Genomic DNA, 16,324 nt, shown 5'->3' on the forward strand with positions numbered 1-16,324 from the left:
CTAGTATGAAAGTGCTATTAAAATACAGGAGGGTAAGATTATGACTGGTGGACAAATTGCAGGTTTAATTGCAGCGGTCGCTTTTGTAGTTTTGGTTGTTTACTTGGCTATGACATTAGTTCAAACAGCTAAGTTACTAAAAGAATTGCAAGAAACAATGAAGGAAACAACGAAAATGGTTGATGTTCTGACTAAGAATACAGAACAAATCATGGATCAAAGTACTAAGTTGGTCGATAAGACTAATACATTAGTTGCTGACGTTAACAGTAAGGCAGAGAAGTTGAATCCATTGTTTGATACAGTTGAAAATATCGGTAAGAAAACAGCTAAAGCTACTGAAGAGAAGCCAAACGGTGGCTTTAACTTTCAGAATCTGATGACACTAGGTAATCTAGCCACAGTTGCCAAAACTGCTGCTAAGATATGGCCAAGAAAGAAGAGATAATTATGAAAAAAAATAATTTCGTATTGGGCCTAGTCTTGGGCTGCGTATCTGGTTATGCTGTTTCTAAGTATTTGACAAGTGAATCGGGACAAAAAATCATTGAAAATATTAAAACCATCCGTGGAGACTTCAATAACGGTGGGGTTGGACTAAATACCAACAATGATCTGGTAAATTCCTTTAATGAAAAAACAGATGAGTTGAAAGATCAAATGTCAAAGATCAAATCTGATGAAGATACGTCAGATATAGTTTTTGACGAAGATGATCTTAATGAAGATTCAACAATTGATCCTAAAGCTTAGTCTTAATTATGATAATCAAACTAAAAAGGTCACGACTGATTAATCAGTTGTGGCCTTTTCATATGCTTTGTATTTTTGTGAATGGTTGATGCTTTATCTGCCACAACTTAAGGATTCTCAATTTTGAATGGTGAAAGAGAATTACCGGTGTTGGGTTGTGGCAGGTAGAAAGTTAAAATTCATAGAGGTCTAGGCAAGTGCTCGGAAATTCCCAGGCTTGTTACGCTCTCTATTGAAAACGAGCTGCAGCCGACAGATTTCTGTGCTTTGCTACGCATCCCAAATCATCCACAAAGGGCGTGGATAATTCGTGATGCTAGGCAAATGCTCGAAATCAGAACGTCGGCCTCCGCTCTCTATTGAAATGAGCTACACAAGCCAATTTCTTGCGGTTTACTACGACTTATAAATCACACGCAAAAAACGCGTGCAATTCATAGGTCTAGGTAAATCCTCAGAAATTCCCAGGCTTGTTTCGCTCTCTAGTTAATATACTTCAGTTCTTTTGATGTATGTGTAAATGGTTCGCAACCGTCTTCTGTGATGTAAACGCAGTCTTCGATTCTTACTCCGGCTTCGTTTGGAATATAGATTCCTGGTTCGATTGAGAAGCACATGCCTGGTTTTAAGACCATGTCATTGCCTTCCATGATTGATGGGAATTCGTGTTCTGAAGTTCCCATTCCGTGTCCTAAACGGTGAATGAAGTATTCGCCATAACCGGCTTTGCTGATGATGTCTCTGGCTACTTTGTCTAGCTCTGCGGCGGTGATGCCTGGTTTAGCAGCGTCCATTGCTGCATATTGGGCTTCTAAGTCGACCTTGTAGATATCGAGGGCTTTTTCATTTGGTTGTCCAAAAGCTACGGTTCTGGAAGCGTCACTGATATAACCATTATGAACGGTTCCCAGGTCGAATAAGATCAATTCGTCTTTCTTGATAGGATTCTTTTCTGGTCCACCATGTGGGTTAGCCGCATTGGCACCTGCTTGGACGATGGTGTCGAAGCTCATGTGCATAACGCCTTTTTTCATCATCGCATATTCAATTTCAGCGACGATTTCTTGTTCAGTACGTCCTTCTTTGATTGCATTAAAGGCTACTGAAAAGGCATAGTCTGCTTCTTCACCGGCAGCTTTTAATTCAGCAATTTCTTCAGGAGTTTTAATTAGCTTGGCATTTTCCATGTAGCGTGAGAGGTTCACTGGGAATTTTGCGTCTGGGAATTGGTTAGTCAAAGCTTCGAGCTTTTGAACTGACATGTCGTCTTTTTCAATTCCCCAGTTGATTGGAGAACCGGCCACGTCTTTAATATGACCTGCCATTAATGCAAATGGATCTTCGTGATCGAGATAACCGAAAACGTCTTTGTCCCAGCCAGCTTCTTTGGCTGCTTCAACCTCTAGTTGAGGGGCAAACATAAATGGATCTTTGTTTGGGAAAACTAGAAGGGCAAGAATTCTTTCCACAGGGTCGCTATAGAACCCGGTAAAATAATTGATATCAGTTGGATTAGAGATATAGGCTGCATCGAGATTATTTTGCGCCAAATATTCTTGTAGTGCGATGAGTTGTTTCTTCATGAAAATTCTCCTTTACGTAAAGATTTATCTGTAGTATATCACTGAAAATGATTTTCTTTTTGAAAAAATATGAAAACATACCCCAATAAAGTAGAAACCGCTTGCAAAATGTAAAGATGTTTGCTAAATTAGAGATAATTAATGAAAATATTGTTTGAGAGAGTGAATATTAATGGACAAAAAAGTGATTACAATCTATGACGTAGCTGAAGCTGCTAATGTTTCAATGGCAACTATCTCACGTGTTGTGAACGGCAACGCCAATGTAAAGGAAGAAACAAGAAAACGTGTTTTGGAAGTTATTGATCGTTTAAATTATCGTCCTAATGCGGTTGCTCGTGGTTTAGCAAGTAAGAAGAGTACAACTATTGGTGTAATTTTACCTGATATCACTAATCTATATTATGCATCTTTAGCTAAGGGTATTGACGATGTTGCTTCCATGTACAAGTACAATATTATCTTAACTAGTTTACAAGAATCTGTTGGTGATGAAGAACAAATCTTGAATAATTTGTTATCAAAACAAGTTGACGGTTTGATTTACATGGGCAAACAATTGTCTAAGAAATTGAAACGTATCCTTGCTAACTCAAAGACACCAATCGTTTTAGCCGGTTCAGTCGACAAAAACAATGAAAGTGCTAGTGTAAACATTGATTTTACTGATGCCGTAGCTAGTGTTGTTGGTCAGTTGGCTCAAAATGGTCACAAGAAGATCGCCTTTGTCGGTGGTAGCCTTGAAAATCCTATCGATGGTAAATACAGATTAGATGGCTACAAGAAGGCTTTGAAGAAAGCTCGTTTGAATTTCTCTTCTAACTTGGTCTTTGAAGCAGAATATTCTGTCAGAGCAGGTGAATCAATTTGGGATGCCATTCAAAGTAGTGGTGTTACAGCAGCTTATGTCACTGATGACTTGTTGGCAGCAGGTATTTTGAACTCAGCTATTAAAGCTGGAGTTAAGATCCCTGATGACTTCGAACTTATCACAAGTAACGATACAGTTCTTTGTGAAGTCACACGTCCAAAGATGAGTTCAATCGAGGAACCACTTTATGATATCGGTGCCGTTTCTATGCGTCTGCTTACAAAGATGATGAATCAAGAACAAATCGATGAAAATACTATTAAATTGCCATATAGCATTGTCAAACGTGGTTCAACAAAATAACTAGAGTTTTTGACAAATTTTTGATCAATTAATATAAAAGAGGATCTAATTTAAATTAGGTCCTCTTTTTGTCAGCACTTTTTTGCTTGTGCAAGTCCCAAATGATTACCACAATATAGCCGAAAGCTACTAGTGAAAGTCCACCTGTGATAACTGAGCTTAATTCGTATGGTAGGTCAACGAAACCGCCAAGAATCGAGTAGAGGGTATTTAGCAAAACAATCGTAGCTAAGGTCATGCTCTTGTCCCATAACTTAATGTTGTGCTTTAATTTATAACCGATCACTACACCAATGAAAGCAACTAAAATTACTGCCACGATGTAGAGGGTATTTTGTAGAAAACTTGGACTGAAATACATGCCTGATTTATCTCCTCATGATTCAAAGTAATATTTTTATTTTAGCACAAGATGCTAATTGAAAAAGTAATCTAATCAATTTGTTATTTGAAAATGACTTTTGTGAAATAAAAAATGCTCTCCGGTTCAATTAAGAATCGGGGAGCATTTGGTTAAATACGATAAATCAATAATTATCTATTCACCAACGCTTGGCGTATTACCAGTTTCGGCATTGCCTATGACTGTATCGCCGGTGGAAGCATTGGAATTATCAGTTGAAGTTGTTCCAGAATTACCAGTTGAAGTGGAGCCTGTTGTTTCGTTTCCTGAACTAGAACCTGTACCTGATCCGGTTCCGGTTTCGGTGGTTCCATTCGTAGTCGTGGAATTATTCTGAGAAGTCTCTGTCGAGCTATTGCGGTTAGTTGTAACTTGGGCAGAATCGTTGCTGTTAGTACTGTTACTAAAGCCAGAAGTCCGTCCACTACCATTTTCGTTCGCCAATTCTTCAGCGGACTTGTCACTCGAACCAACTTGTTTAACAACGGCGTAGCCATTATCGCGTCCAAAGTAGTTGTCCCAGAATAGCTTGTAGTTCTTTTCTTTACCACCGATAGCAAAGTCGCTGTAAGACATCGATTTTGGTGAACCTTTGTAGTAAAGCGAATTTGCTGTATGTTGGTTGACCTTGGTTGTAATACCGTTATAGCCAATCGAGCCAGTGTAAGTACCAGTTTCCTTATCAACTTTATAAGAACTAACACCACTAGGTTTTTGGAAAGTTGAACCAGTGTCAAAGTAGCTCTTATTTTCTTGATACATTGCATTAGCCATATTCGCCCACAACTCTTGGTTAATATCGGTTGAATTACTACTTAGATTGTAATTATTTCCGTAGAAATTATCGTAACCGATCCATGAAGCTAAAGTGACACCTTGAGTACTACCAATGAACCAGTTATCACGGTAATCATTTGAAGTACCAGTCTTACCAAAGAGGTTCTTCGTACTGAAGTTAGCCTCATATGATAATGCTGAAGCAGTACCTTTAGTAACAACGCCGTGAAGCATATTTTTAATGATATATGAAGTTTCTTTGGTGAAGACCTTGGTCTTTTTACCTTTGTGTTGATAGATCTTTTCACCAGAAGGTGCAGTAACATCTGTGATCACGTAAGGGTCGACATGCACACCCTTATTAGCGAAAGTTGAGAAAGCACTAGCTTGTTGTAAGACTGTCACACCATTGGCAGTACCACCCAAAGTAATACCTAGTTGACTGTATTCTTTGTCGGTTAAGTTAATGCCCATCTTCGACATGTATTTTTTCGAGCTGACACCGTGTTGTCTGATGTAGTTATAAAGGTTAACCGATGGAATATTGTAAGATTCTTCCAAAGTCTCTCGAGCTGAAACAAAGCGGTTTTGAATCGTTTCGCCATAGTCAGTTGGAGAGTAGCCTTTATATTTCGTCTTGAAATCGGCGAGCATCGTTTGGGTTCCAATTAATCCATTTTCAATTGCTGGAGCAAAGGTGATCAGTGGCTTGATTGATGAACCAGGTGATCTTTGAGTATCAAAAGCATGGTTCAATTGCGATTTCTTGAAGTTAACACCACCGACGAAAGCAATTACCTGTCCAGTCTTATTATCGAGCAGCACCGAACCATTTTGTACTGGTTCAGCGACCTTGATTGGTTTACCAGTCGTAGGATCGGTTGCATCGTCAGTATGGCTTGTTCCAAGATTACCCTTAAATTGTTGAACTTGTTGATTCATAGCAATGTACATATCTTTGTCGATCGTACTGTGAATCTGATAGTTCTTGTTGTGCAATTCAGTATCGGCTTGAGTATAGTACTTTTCATAAAGATTCTTATCTTTTTTAATATCACTATACTTGAGACCATCGTTTTTAACTAAACGCTTGATCAAAATTGTTCGAGCTTGTTGAGTCAATAAGTTATAAACATAACCGTATTTGATTTCCTTTGTGCTTGCTGATGCAGGCTTGAGAAAATCGCTCTTGAGATCAAATTTGCGGGCCTGATTGTATTGTGCTTCTGTAATTTGATTGTCACGATACATCCGATACAAAACGACATTTTTACGTTTGAGTCCTAGACTGATATCATCTTTGAACTTACCCTTAGAACCATCTTGAGAATAGTCATATGGGGTATATATCGAAGGACTTTGTGGTAAGCCGGCGATAAAAGCTGATTCAGCAATATTTAAATCACTAGCATTTTTGCCAAATAATCCTTGTGCTGCCGCTTGGACCCCTTGGATATTTTGTCCCTTATTATTACGCCCAAAAGTGGCTGCATTCAAATAGTCTTCGAGGATCTCTTTTTTACTAAAGTATTTATCGACACGCATGGCTAGAAAAATTTCGACAGCCTTACGTTTCCATGTAGTTTCAGACGAAAGCATCTGCATTTTAACAGTTTGCTGAGTCAAGGTTGAGCCACCAGTTTGCGCCCCAATACCGGTAACGTCAGAAATAACCGCTCTAAAAATTGACTTAGGAACGACACCTTTATGACGATAAAAGTCACTATCTTCAGTGGAGATAATTGCTTTTGTCAAATATGGTGACATTTGAGAAAGAGAAATTTTCTTACCCTCTAAGTCTTTTTGAAGATTTTCAATTTTTTGACCATCAGCAAAATATAAAGTAGCTGAATTATTAACATCTTGAAGTTCAGTCTTCATTTCATGTTTAGTAGGTACAGCTACTTGGGAAGTCAAAGCAGACACGTAACCTAAACCTAAACCGATTGATAAACTCACAAGAATCAAAAGTCCCGCAAGTGAATAAAGAATGATTCTTCTGATAACTTCAATAGTTAGATTAGCTCTCTTAGCAAAGTCCGACCAGCTATGGATACTTTTAAAGCTGTTGACAATGCTATTCCATAAATTTTTCACTTTTAAATAAGCTCCCTTAAAAAGTTACATACCGTAATTATATAATAAAATCGATTTAGAAGTGTAAAAACAAAAAAAGTTCTGTAGAAAAGAACCTCTACAGAACTTTCAAGTATTTACTTAACTAAGCGGTAAATGGCGTCTGCGTAGATAGCAGTTGATTTTAATAGCTTATCGATATTTATATATTCATTAGGTTGGTGCATGACATTTTCATCGCCAGGGAACATTGCACCGTAGGCAATACCATGTTTCAAAATTCGTCCATAAGTTCCGCCACCGACAGTAAATGGTTCGGTTTGGTCATCAGTGTGGTCTCGATAGGCACCTACTAAGGCTTGTACTAATGGATCATCACTAGCAACAAAGTGAGGTAGCTGATTGTGACCTTCAATGGCTGCGGAAATATTATTTGGCAAAGCTTGATTGATTTTTTCAGTCAATGTTTCGCCAGTATCACCCTTAGGATAGCGAATGTTTAAGAGCAAGCTGGCTTTTTGAGCGTCGTATTCATAAATATTAGGAGAAACTGTTAATTCACCCATAACTTCATCTTTGTTGGCAATACCAAGATTTTTACCCGCAAAGTCTAAGTGTAATCTGTCAGCAATGAATCCAAAGTAAGTCTGTTCGCTGTCATTTAAGTCAAATTCAGTCAGCAATTTGGCTAAATAGGTAGCTGCATTGATACCATTGAATGGTTCCATCGCATGAGCACCTTTACCAATGATTTTAAGCGTGGCAACGTCGTCGTTAATTTCGACGCTTCCTTTGATTTCGGGATGACTGTCGAGAAATTGGTTCAATTTAGCTTTGACATCTTCCGCAGAGACGACATTTAAATCGAGTTTTGCTTCAGCATTTTGAGGAACCATGTTAGGTCTAATACCAGCTGTAAATTGTTTAACCAAATTAATAACTGGTTTGTCGAAAGTAACTCTAAAGGAAACGATTCCCTTTTCGCCATTAATGGCAGGGAATTCAGCATCAGGTGAGAAACCAGTTTCAGGCATAGTTTCTTTTTCCATATAGTGGTTAATGCCGACCCATTCGCTTTCTTCATCAGTACCAAGAATCAATTGGATACTTTTTTTCATTGGCAAATTTAGTTCTTTGATAATTTTCATAGCATAGTAAGCGGCTAAACCTGGTCCTTTATCGTCAGCAGCTCCACGAGCATAAAAATTACCGTCTTTGATTACCGGTTCAAATGGGTTAGTGTCCCAGCCTGGACCTTCAGGAACGACATCGACGTGAGATAAAATTGCAATAGCTTCGTCGCTATCTCCTAATTCGATTCTCCCGGCTAAATTATCGACATTTTTGGTTGCAAAGCCATCACGGTCCGCAAAATGCAAGAACGTCTGTAAGGCTTTGGCTGGTCCGGGTCCTAGTGGAAAATCACTAGTTTTGTGTTCAATATCTCTGGAACTGTCAATACTTACTAATTCTGAAAGATCATTTATCAATTCATCTGAACGATGTGAAACTTCTTTCTCCCAATCTATAGACATGTATCTTTGACCTCCACACGATTTTTTTATATTTTACCAAAGGTTGCCATTAAAGGCTAATTTACCTAAATTTTGTTTATGGAATCGGTGTCATGAAGCGAGGAAAAGTCGATATAAAAATTGTTGACATCCTTGATTAAATCAGCATTTTTGATCGATTGATCCGTCGGAACTTTAAAGTTAGCAAAAGTTTGGCGCAAGTCGATGTTTTTGATTCTTTGGCCAGTCGGTAATTCTTGATAACCGGCTAAAGAAGTGTTGCCGAGATATGATTCAGGATTCAATTGGATCAAAACATTTCTAGCATTGATCCAGCCATCTTTTAATTTCAGCCAAGTTTGCGTACCGATTTTTTGGACCGTAATAATTTGTTGTGGTTGATTGACATTCAAACGGTTGACGATTGAACTTGAATCATTCGGGTCGCTATAAAGGTAGTTATCAGGCTGTTGATTGCGGAAAACTGCCTTAGAGCCAAAGTATTGCCGCAGATCTTTCAGAGCAAACTCTGAATTGAAGCCGGTTGCGTTGGCAAATTTATTTTCACCTAGTTGCACGTACTTTTCGCCATTAAACTTAATAATATTAGTGATGTGATATCCTCCTAGGGGAGTGACATACTTATCAGTTTTGATCAGGCGATAGGGATTCTCATAGATAACTTCTTTTTGACTGCTGAAATAATAAACATTTTGATTCAAAGCCTCAGATTTAGATTGATCTTTCAATTCCCGATATTCATTACCAGTTGCGGGATAGTTCGTCACCACTCCATCAATAGGCATGTTGATCAAAGTATTCCATTTTTTGGGACTTTCATTCATTTCATCCCAAACATAGACCTTTTTGCCCATGAAGTGCATGGTATTGATAATTTCTGGTGTGACGATGTTCGAAGATAAATTGACGCCAGTGACATATTGCAAAATATCGAAATTGATCCGTTTGGTGGAACCAGCAATGAAAATTCTTGGGATGTCAGGCATCAGTTTAGCTTCGTTTTCCATGCTGTGGACAGAGAAGGAATGGAACATAACTCGATCTTGCATGCCATTTTCATCGATAACTTGTTTGAGTAATTCCTCCATATTTTGAGGATTACCCTTTTTGGTTTTCTTCGTTTCAATGAGAAATTTTGCTTTAGGATTATTCTTATAATGCTGAAAAACTTGATTCAAACTGTGGATCGGTTCACCATTTTTTTGTTGAAGTTGAGCGAGTTCAGAAAAGTTATGTTCGGACACGATTGCGGAAGTTCCCGTTACCCGCTCTAAGTCACGATCATGTGAGACAACTAAGACGTTATCTTTGGACTCGTGAATATCCAATTCCACGTAATCAGCACCTTCAGAAAAAGCTTTATCGAAACTTTCAAAGGTTTCTTCGGGGGCATTGATTGGATCACCACGATGGCCGATGACTGTAAAGCCACTGGCAAAAATAAAGATAAACGAGGCCAGTAGTATTTTAAAAAGATTGAAACTTTTTGAGACCATAATTAACTCCCTAATTTTTTAGATATTATATACTAGAGACAGTAGTAAATTGTGAGGTATTTATAAATGGACAATGAAAAACAAACCTTAGATATGATTGAGCAGATAACTCGTAACGATGGCACCAAATATTACGAGCTTGCCAATATCGTAATGAACGGTCGTGCTGAGAAGGCTGCCGAGTTGGGAATGATTAAAGAAGTACGGATTCTCAAACTTAATATTCCACATTCTTCAGCTGTCAGCATTTACGAGGATTACGTTAACGAAAATTATACCGTTCCACCAATGAATTTAAAAGAATGGGTTGAATATAAGAAACCTGCTGGTAAAGTCTTGGATGCCTTCAATGATATTTTGAAAGCTAATCATATTACTTCAGATAATAAGGAAGAAGCAAATAACTAATGAATTATTTTATCGCTGATACACATTTTTATCATTATCAATTGTTACAGCCAAATAATTTTGCCCCACGCCATTTTGGTAACGTCGAGGAAATGAATCAAGCCATGATTGAGGCCTGGAATGCTCGTGTTGATGAAAATGATCGCGTCTACCATTTGGGGGACATTTCGATGCGTCCTAAGAATACGCCAACTGATGAAGAAACATATGAAATTTTGCGCCAATTGAATGGTCATATTACTTTAATTAAAGGCAATCATGACTATCGTTCACTCTTCAAATATGTTGATAAACATAATCAGCTTTTAAGTGATGGCAAGCCTAGATTTGAATTTGAAGATGTCGGCTCATTATTAAAGTTTGATCATCATCAATTTTATTGTACGCATTATCCCATGCTTTTAGGCAAGGTTGAAAAGATCATCAATTTACATGGTCATATTCATCACTACAGCGTGCCCATTGCTGAAAATATCAATGTGGGTGTCGATGCACCTGAAAGAGAATACTTGTCAGAAGATTTGCCTTGGGGTTCACCATTACGAGGCGAAGAGATTTTGGAGATGTATGATAAGAAGAAACAGGATTTGGCTAATTTGCAAAGAAAGTAGGATATTATGGAACAAATTCAAATAGTGCATACGAACGATTTACATTCCCATTTCGAAAACTTTCCGAGAGTGGCCCGTTTTATTGACGAGTCACGCCAAAAAAGTCTAGCCGATGAGTTTTATTTATTCGACATTGGTGATGCCTCTGACCGAGCTCATCCGTTGACTGAAGCTACCAATGGTCAAGCCAATATTGAATGGATGAATCCCTTGCATTATGATGCGGTAACGATTGGAAATAATGAGGGCCTAGGCAATAGTCATGAAGAGTTGGAACATTTGTATGATCACGCCCAATTTCCAGTAGTTCTGAACAATCTCTATGAAGAAAATCCATCTCGTTTGGCTGATTTTGCTAAGCCAGTGGAGAAATTCACCACCAAGCAAGGTACCAAAATTGGAGTGATGGGCTTAACGGCACCTTATATTTTGACTTATCCTTTGTTAAATTGGGATATTAGATTAATTCAAGAGATGCTGCCTAAGTCGTTACGTTTGGTTGAAGACTGTGATGTAATCATTTTATTGTCGCATTTAGGTGTCTCAATGGATCGTTTGATTGCCCAAAAGCATCCAGAAATTGATTTGATCATCGGTTCCCATTCCCATCACTTATTTCCTAAGGGAGAACTGGATAATGGTGTTTTGTTGGCAGCTGCCGGTAAGTACGGGCAAAATATCGGGACCATTAATCTAGAATTGGATGACGATAAAAAAATAGTTAAGAAGTCAGCTTTTACCGTGGCGACAGATAGTTTGAACCAGTTGCCCAGCGACGAAAAGTGGATCAAGCAACAATTTGATTTGGGTGAACAGTTACTGGATCAAAAGAAGGTCGCCAATTTGCCCAAGACATTAAGCAGCAATTATCTTGATTCCAACTCCATTATTCAAGAGGCTTTAAGTGCCGTTCAAGACTTTGCTCAAACTGACGTAGCAGTGTTGAGTTCAGGGTTATTTTTAGCCGATTTGCCAAAAGGAATTATTTCTGAGAAAAATCTCCATGATGTCTTGCCACATGCTATTCATGTCTTGAAAACAACGATGACAGGGGACAATGTTTGGCGATTAGTTATGGAAATGGAAAAGAATCGACTCTTTTTGCGTAATCATTTACAAAAAGGGATGGGTTTTCGTGGTAAGATATTTGGCGAACTGGTTTATCGTGGCATAGAAATAGATAGTAAACGAAATGTCTACATAAATGGTAAAGAATTAGAAAAAGATCGAGAATATACTTTAGCTTTATTGGATCATTATTTGTTTGTACCATACTTTCCTTCGATTGAAATCGCGGGCGATAATGAAATTATGTATCCTAAATTCTTGCGAAATGTATTCGGCGATTACTTGAAGAAAAAATATCCGATTTGAGGTGATTACTTGCAAGAAATTGAGGACAATAAAGAAGCCACAAAATTGGTCGATCTGATCAAACTGGATGATAATTTGATAACTATTAATAAAACCCAGTATCGAGTCGTAGAAAACCATGACGGTGGCTTTAATAAGGAACGAATTGAAGAACGTTACAATAATGTTTTGGAAAAGTATGATTTTATTGTTGGCGATTGGGGCTATGACCAATTACGTTTTAAGGGTTTTTATGAAGATGAAAGACAAGAGAGTACCTTAGATAATCGTATTTCTCATCTGGAAGATTATTTGTTAGAGTACTGTAATTTTGGCTGCGCTTATTTTGTTTTGGAAAAAGTTAAGAAAGCGCCATTGAAGCGTCATCATCGTAAGAGTACGAATCGGGTTACCCATAATAGTACGCACAATCATAAATTCAAGACTAGAACGACCGGTAAAAAGGCTGAACAACATAAGCCAAAACAAGTCCGTAACAAGCAGCATAAGAACAATAAAGTTTCCAAACGGCATGTGCCAACTAAGAAAACGACTAGTTCAACCAAGAAAGCTTTTAAAATTAGAAAAATAGGTGAATAGAATAAATGAAGTATCAAACATATTTAATTGATTTAGATGGAACAATGTATCGTGGTAAGGATAAGATTCCTGAAGCTAAAATTTTCATCGACAATTTGAACCAAGCAGGGATTGATTATTATTTCCTTACAAACAATACAACCAAGACTCCACAGCAAGTGGCTGATAATTTGGTCAACAATCATCAGATTACCGCCCATTCGCAACAAATTTTGACGCCATCTTTAGCAACTGCTGCATATATTCAAAATATGTTTGGTGATGAGATCGAGAATCACAGTGCTTATGTGATCGGTGAATTTGGTTTAAAGAAAGCTGTTTTTGGTACAGGTATCAAATTGAATGAGTATGATCCTGATGTGGTGATCGTCGGTTTAGATTATGACGTAACCTATCATAAATTTGAATTAGCAACTTTAGCAATCAAACGTGGAGCCTTCTTTATTGGAACGAACGCTGATACTAACTTGCCTAACGAACGTGGTCTAGTTCCAGGAGCTGGTTCAGTCATTTCATTGGTTGAAACTTCGACTCAACAAAAGGCTCATTATATCGGTAAACCTGAACGTGATATTATTGATTTTGCAGTCAAAGCCTGTGATTTTGATCCTAAAAAAGCCGTGATTGTGGGCGATAATTATAATACTGATATTAAATGTGGAATCAATGCCGGTGTTGATACACTGTGGGTCAATACTGGTGTCAGTACGCATGAAGACATTGACAATGCACCAATCAAGCCAACACATCAAGTAGAAAGTCTGGATCAATGGGATGTCTAATTCGCAAAAGGATTTCTTTTATACGATTGCTTTAGCTTTTTTTATCTTAACGGCGGCAATCAGTATTACGATTTTTGCTAGTTATGGATTATTTGCTTTTGATATTAAACATTACTATTTAGAGCAAGCGGTCGGGATGAAGTACGGCACGATTATGAAAAATTATGCCCAGATGATGGATTATTTGATCAATCCGTTTAATTGGCATTGGCATCTGAGTGATTTTGCTTCTTCGCCAGCCGGTCGATTGCACTTTTTAGATTGTAAAAAGCTTTTCTTACTGAACTTTGGCGTATTTATCATTTCAGGGATTATTGTAGCCAAGTTTCGTAAAGTTAGAGCTCATTTCAATCGAGTCTTTTTGTGGATCGGCATTGTCGGTATTGTATTAGCCGTTTTGATGTTACTCAACTTTGATGAATTCTTCGTTGTTTTTCATGAAGTCTTATTCAGAAACAGCGATTGGTTATTTGATCCGAATAAGGATCCAATCATTAATGTCTTGCCAGAAGAGTTTTTCACCCAGTGTTTTGTATTGTTCTTCATCATCTTCGAAGGTTGGAACTTTTGGCAAGCTAAAACTAAAAGAGCTTAGGGATTTTCCCTAAGCTCTTTTTTTACGATTTTTAATAGCAGTGATAAGGATTGGAATCAATGAGACAATAACGATTCCAATAATGATCATTGAGAAATGATCTTGTACCACTGGAATCCCACCGAAGAGATAACCAGCAGCAGAACAGATCAATACCCAGAGGAAGGCTCCAATAAAATTGAATTTCAAGAAGATTCCATAATGCATTGTTCCACTACCAGCTACGAATGGAACAAAAGTTCTGATCAAGGGGATGAAACGACCGATGGCGATTGTTTTGCCACCGTGTTTTTCAAAGAACCGATGCGCTTCATCTAAATGCTCTTTATTGATTAACTTACTGAGATATTTATTCCTCGTCGCGTATTCACCGAAGTGTTCGCCAATCTCATAATTCATTGAATCTCCCAAAACCGCCGCGGCTAGGAAAATCAAAAACATTAACCAACCAATCAATCCATACTTTGGATTAGCAGCCAAAGCCATGGCTGCAAAAATCAGTGAGTCACCAGGAAGAAATGGTAAGATAACGACTCCAGTTTCAATAAAGATAATTAAAAACAGTATTAAGTATGTCCAAAGGCCAAAGTTATTTACGATATTAACCATGTGGTGGTCAATATGTAAGATAAAGTCAACCAAACCCATTATGTAGCTCAATCAATCAACTCCAGAATTCAAATTAAACTTTATTATACCAGCTTAACTTAAAATATTTTTAAAAATAAAGTAAATTAAGGATTATTTCTCAAAGATCGAGGTACTGTGTTCGAAATAATCTTTGTTAGGATAGAGATTTCTTAAGGCTTTAGTAACAGCCATTGGTCCTTCAGCAAAGGCTGTGGCAATTAATTGTAGTTTGCCAGGGTAAGTGACGATATCACCTATTGCAAAGACATCTGGTAAATTGGTTTCCATTTCTGAGGTGACTTTAATGAAAGGACCTTCCAGTTCTAGATTCCAATCTCTCAAAATTTTAGAATCAGAGATGAAACCATAGTTAACGAGTAATTTATCCGCCGTGACAACTTTTATTTCTTCAGACTTGATCATCTTGAGAGTAACGTCGATTTTTTGCGGTTGCTCTGGATTTAGCTGTACGTCTTTGATAATATATGGATTCAATTGTTCGACTGTCGAATGATCCAATTGGTCAACACTGGATTCCATGGCACGATATCTGTTACGACGATGAATCAGGGATGTATGTTTTGCAATTTTAGAAAGATTGATGGCCCAGTCAACAGCGGAGTCACCACCACCAGCAACTAATACATCTTTATCTTTATAATCATTGATGTCATTGACGAAGTATGAGAGATTATTGTTTTCTTCTATAATAGGGTCATAATCGAAAGTTAGTTTACGAGGTTTGAAAGCTCCGTTACCGATAGCAATAATAATTGCCTTGGTATAGATAGTCTCTTTATTAGTAGTTAATTCCCATAAGCCATCTTTTCTTACTATAGAAGAAACCGAAGTATTGAGATATTGGTCAGAGTCCATTAAAGCTAGTTGGTCAGTTAATTGCTGAGTTAGATCAGTACCAGAGATCTTGGGTAAAGCACCGATATCGTAGATATGTTTTTGAGCGTAGAGAGTCTCTGGTTGACCACCAAGTTTAGGCAAGCTTTCAATTAAGGCCGTTTTAAGATTGCGTAGTCCGGCAAAGTAGGCTGCAAAGATCCCAGCAGGACCACCGCCGATAATAGAAATGTCATAAGTTTTGTCATTCATAAAATTAGTCACCGTTTTCTGTTATATTAGTATAGATATATTGTTGCACACTTGAAAATCAAAAAGGGAGGAAAATTGATGCGAATTGGAGAAAAGTTTCTTGGTACCATTTCTGGTATTCAGTCCTATGGAGTTTTTGTAAAGCTTGATGATGACCATCAAGGCTTGATTCATATTTCAGAACTAAAACATGGCTTCGTCTCAGACCTTGAAAAGCAATATCAAGTTGGTGATCAGATTGAAGTCATTGTAATGGGAATCGATGAATACAATCAAAAAATCAGCTTGTCGGTTAGAGCATTGGAACCGGAGAAAATCGGCCGACCTATTTTACATAAGCATTTCTGGACAAATTATCGGAATCATATTGGATATAAGACAGTCGCTGACCATAAAAGCGAGTGGGTAAAAGCTGCTAAAGAGCGGATTTCAGAAAAAAGA

17 protein-coding genes are annotated in these 16,324 nt (G+C 37.8%); 10 read left to right on the forward strand and 7 right to left on the reverse strand.

All coding sequences use genetic code 11. The features are described 5' to 3' along the window. Positions 1 to 40: 40 nt before the first annotated feature. The gene (locus tag ACG72T_RS09025) at positions 41 to 448 is read left to right on the forward strand and encodes a DUF948 domain-containing protein (protein ID WP_395265884.1); all 408 of its coding nucleotides are present in this window, start codon (positions 41 to 43) and stop codon (positions 446 to 448) included. Between the two features lie 2 nt (positions 449 to 450). Then, on the forward strand, positions 451 to 753 hold the full coding sequence (locus ACG72T_RS09030; RefSeq protein WP_395265885.1) for a hypothetical protein: 303 nt from the start codon (positions 451 to 453) through the stop codon (positions 751 to 753). Between the two features lie 482 nt (positions 754 to 1,235). On the opposite strand, the gene ACG72T_RS09035 is transcribed toward ACG72T_RS09030, so the two are convergent. Continuing rightward, the gene (locus ACG72T_RS09035; protein ID WP_395265886.1) at positions 1,236 to 2,336 is read right to left on the reverse strand and encodes a M24 family metallopeptidase; all 1,101 of its coding nucleotides are present in this window, start codon (positions 2,334 to 2,336) and stop codon (positions 1,236 to 1,238) included. A 172-nt stretch (positions 2,337 to 2,508) separates the two neighbouring features. Between ACG72T_RS09035 and ccpA the strand changes: the two genes are divergently transcribed. Then, on the forward strand, positions 2,509 to 3,510 hold the full coding sequence (ccpA, locus tag ACG72T_RS09040; RefSeq protein WP_395265887.1) for a catabolite control protein A: 1,002 nt from the start codon (positions 2,509 to 2,511) through the stop codon (positions 3,508 to 3,510). A 55-nt stretch (positions 3,511 to 3,565) separates the two neighbouring features. On the opposite strand, the gene ACG72T_RS09045 is transcribed toward ccpA, so the two are convergent. The 4 genes from ACG72T_RS09045 to ACG72T_RS09060 all read right to left on the reverse strand — a co-directional run bounded on the left by ACG72T_RS09045 (position 3,566) and on the right by ACG72T_RS09060 (position 9,797). Continuing rightward, entirely contained in the window at positions 3,566 to 3,871 is a 306-nt protein-coding gene (locus ACG72T_RS09045) for a hypothetical protein (RefSeq protein WP_395265888.1), read from the reverse strand. Positions 3,872 to 4,048: 177 nt separating this feature from the next. Continuing rightward, entirely contained in the window at positions 4,049 to 6,787 is a 2,739-nt protein-coding gene (locus ACG72T_RS09050) for a transglycosylase domain-containing protein (protein WP_395265889.1), read from the reverse strand. Positions 6,788 to 6,903: 116 nt separating this feature from the next. Next, complete coding sequence (gene pepV, locus ACG72T_RS09055) at positions 6,904 to 8,301, reverse strand: dipeptidase PepV (protein ID WP_395265890.1); 1,398 nt, start codon at positions 8,299 to 8,301, stop codon at positions 6,904 to 6,906. A 65-nt stretch (positions 8,302 to 8,366) separates the two neighbouring features. Continuing rightward, positions 8,367 to 9,797 carry a glycerophosphodiester phosphodiesterase gene (locus tag ACG72T_RS09060; protein WP_395265891.1) on the reverse strand — a complete coding sequence of 477 codons (1,431 nt, stop codon included), beginning with the start codon at positions 9,795 to 9,797 and terminating at the stop codon, positions 8,367 to 8,369. 66 nt (positions 9,798 to 9,863) lie between these two features. On the opposite strand from ACG72T_RS09060, the gene ACG72T_RS09065 reads away from it, so the two are divergent. The 6 genes from ACG72T_RS09065 to ACG72T_RS09090 are packed head-to-tail and all read left to right on the forward strand — an operon-like array spanning position 9,864 to position 14,146. Continuing rightward, positions 9,864 to 10,205 carry a hypothetical protein gene (locus tag ACG72T_RS09065; RefSeq protein WP_395265892.1) on the forward strand — a complete coding sequence of 114 codons (342 nt, stop codon included), beginning with the start codon at positions 9,864 to 9,866 and terminating at the stop codon, positions 10,203 to 10,205. Beyond that, positions 10,205 to 10,816, forward strand: coding sequence for a metallophosphoesterase (locus tag ACG72T_RS09070; RefSeq protein ID WP_395265893.1), 612 nt, complete (start codon positions 10,205 to 10,207; stop codon positions 10,814 to 10,816). The genes ACG72T_RS09065 and ACG72T_RS09070 overlap by 1 nt, the downstream gene beginning before the upstream one ends. 6 nt (positions 10,817 to 10,822) lie before the next feature. Beyond that, complete coding sequence (locus ACG72T_RS09075; protein ID WP_395265894.1) at positions 10,823 to 12,190, forward strand: bifunctional metallophosphatase/5'-nucleotidase; 1,368 nt, start codon at positions 10,823 to 10,825, stop codon at positions 12,188 to 12,190. 9 nt (positions 12,191 to 12,199) lie between these two features. Then, a complete protein-coding gene (locus ACG72T_RS09080; protein ID WP_395265895.1) occupies positions 12,200 to 12,769 on the forward strand; it encodes a YutD family protein in 570 nt (189 codons plus the stop codon). A gap of 5 nt (positions 12,770 to 12,774) precedes the next feature. Further along, positions 12,775 to 13,551, forward strand: coding sequence for a TIGR01457 family HAD-type hydrolase (locus tag ACG72T_RS09085; protein WP_395265896.1), 777 nt, complete (start codon positions 12,775 to 12,777; stop codon positions 13,549 to 13,551). Next, positions 13,544 to 14,146: a TIGR01906 family membrane protein gene (locus tag ACG72T_RS09090; protein WP_395265897.1), complete on the forward strand. Its 603-nt coding sequence runs from the start codon at positions 13,544 to 13,546 to the stop codon at positions 14,144 to 14,146. The genes ACG72T_RS09085 and ACG72T_RS09090 overlap by 8 nt, the downstream gene beginning before the upstream one ends. Positions 14,147 to 14,155: 9 nt before the next feature. Here the strand turns inward: ACG72T_RS09090 and ACG72T_RS09095 are convergent, their stop codons facing one another. Beyond that, positions 14,156 to 14,794 (reverse strand): DedA family protein, encoded by a 639-nt coding sequence (locus tag ACG72T_RS09095; protein WP_395265909.1) that lies wholly within the window; start codon positions 14,792 to 14,794, stop codon positions 14,156 to 14,158. Between the two features lie 93 nt (positions 14,795 to 14,887). Further along, the gene (locus tag ACG72T_RS09100) at positions 14,888 to 15,883 is read right to left on the reverse strand and encodes an NAD(P)/FAD-dependent oxidoreductase (RefSeq protein WP_395265899.1); all 996 of its coding nucleotides are present in this window, start codon (positions 15,881 to 15,883) and stop codon (positions 14,888 to 14,890) included. 78 nt (positions 15,884 to 15,961) lie between these two features. On the opposite strand from ACG72T_RS09100, the gene ACG72T_RS09105 reads away from it, so the two are divergent. Further along, the coding region (locus ACG72T_RS09105; RefSeq protein ID WP_395265900.1) for a CvfD/Ygs/GSP13 family RNA-binding post-transcriptional regulator at positions 15,962 to 16,324 on the forward strand (363 nt) is incomplete at its 3' end.

Source organism: Companilactobacillus sp. FL22-1 (assembly GCF_043951805.1).
In the GTDB taxonomy this organism is placed as follows: domain Bacteria; phylum Bacillota; class Bacilli; order Lactobacillales; family Lactobacillaceae; genus Companilactobacillus.

Coding starts and splice junctions, on each gene's coding strand:
- ccpA (WP_395265887.1), top strand. CDS start 2,509: ATGGACAAAAAAGTGATTACAATCTATGACGTAGCTGAAGCTGCTAAT.
- ACG72T_RS09100 (WP_395265899.1), bottom strand. CDS start 15,883: ATGAATGACAAAACTTATGACATTTCTATTATCGGCGGTGGTCCTGCT.
- ACG72T_RS09060 (WP_395265891.1), bottom strand. CDS start 9,797: ATGGTCTCAAAAAGTTTCAATCTTTTTAAAATACTACTGGCCTCGTTT.
- ACG72T_RS09025 (WP_395265884.1), top strand. CDS start 41: ATGACTGGTGGACAAATTGCAGGTTTAATTGCAGCGGTCGCTTTTGTA.
- ACG72T_RS09065 (WP_395265892.1), top strand. CDS start 9,864: ATGGACAATGAAAAACAAACCTTAGATATGATTGAGCAGATAACTCGT.
- pepV (WP_395265890.1), bottom strand. CDS start 8,301: ATGTCTATAGATTGGGAGAAAGAAGTTTCACATCGTTCAGATGAATTG.
- ACG72T_RS09045 (WP_395265888.1), bottom strand. CDS start 3,871: ATGTATTTCAGTCCAAGTTTTCTACAAAATACCCTCTACATCGTGGCA.
- ACG72T_RS09085 (WP_395265896.1), top strand. CDS start 12,775: ATGAAGTATCAAACATATTTAATTGATTTAGATGGAACAATGTATCGT.
- ACG72T_RS09075 (WP_395265894.1), top strand. CDS start 10,823: ATGGAACAAATTCAAATAGTGCATACGAACGATTTACATTCCCATTTC.
- ACG72T_RS09090 (WP_395265897.1), top strand. CDS start 13,544: ATGTCTAATTCGCAAAAGGATTTCTTTTATACGATTGCTTTAGCTTTT.
- ACG72T_RS09035 (WP_395265886.1), bottom strand. CDS start 2,336: ATGAAGAAACAACTCATCGCACTACAAGAATATTTGGCGCAAAATAAT.
- ACG72T_RS09070 (WP_395265893.1), top strand. CDS start 10,205: ATGAATTATTTTATCGCTGATACACATTTTTATCATTATCAATTGTTA.
- ACG72T_RS09030 (WP_395265885.1), top strand. CDS start 451: ATGAAAAAAAATAATTTCGTATTGGGCCTAGTCTTGGGCTGCGTATCT.
- ACG72T_RS09095 (WP_395265909.1), bottom strand. CDS start 14,794: ATGGGTTTGGTTGACTTTATCTTACATATTGACCACCACATGGTTAAT.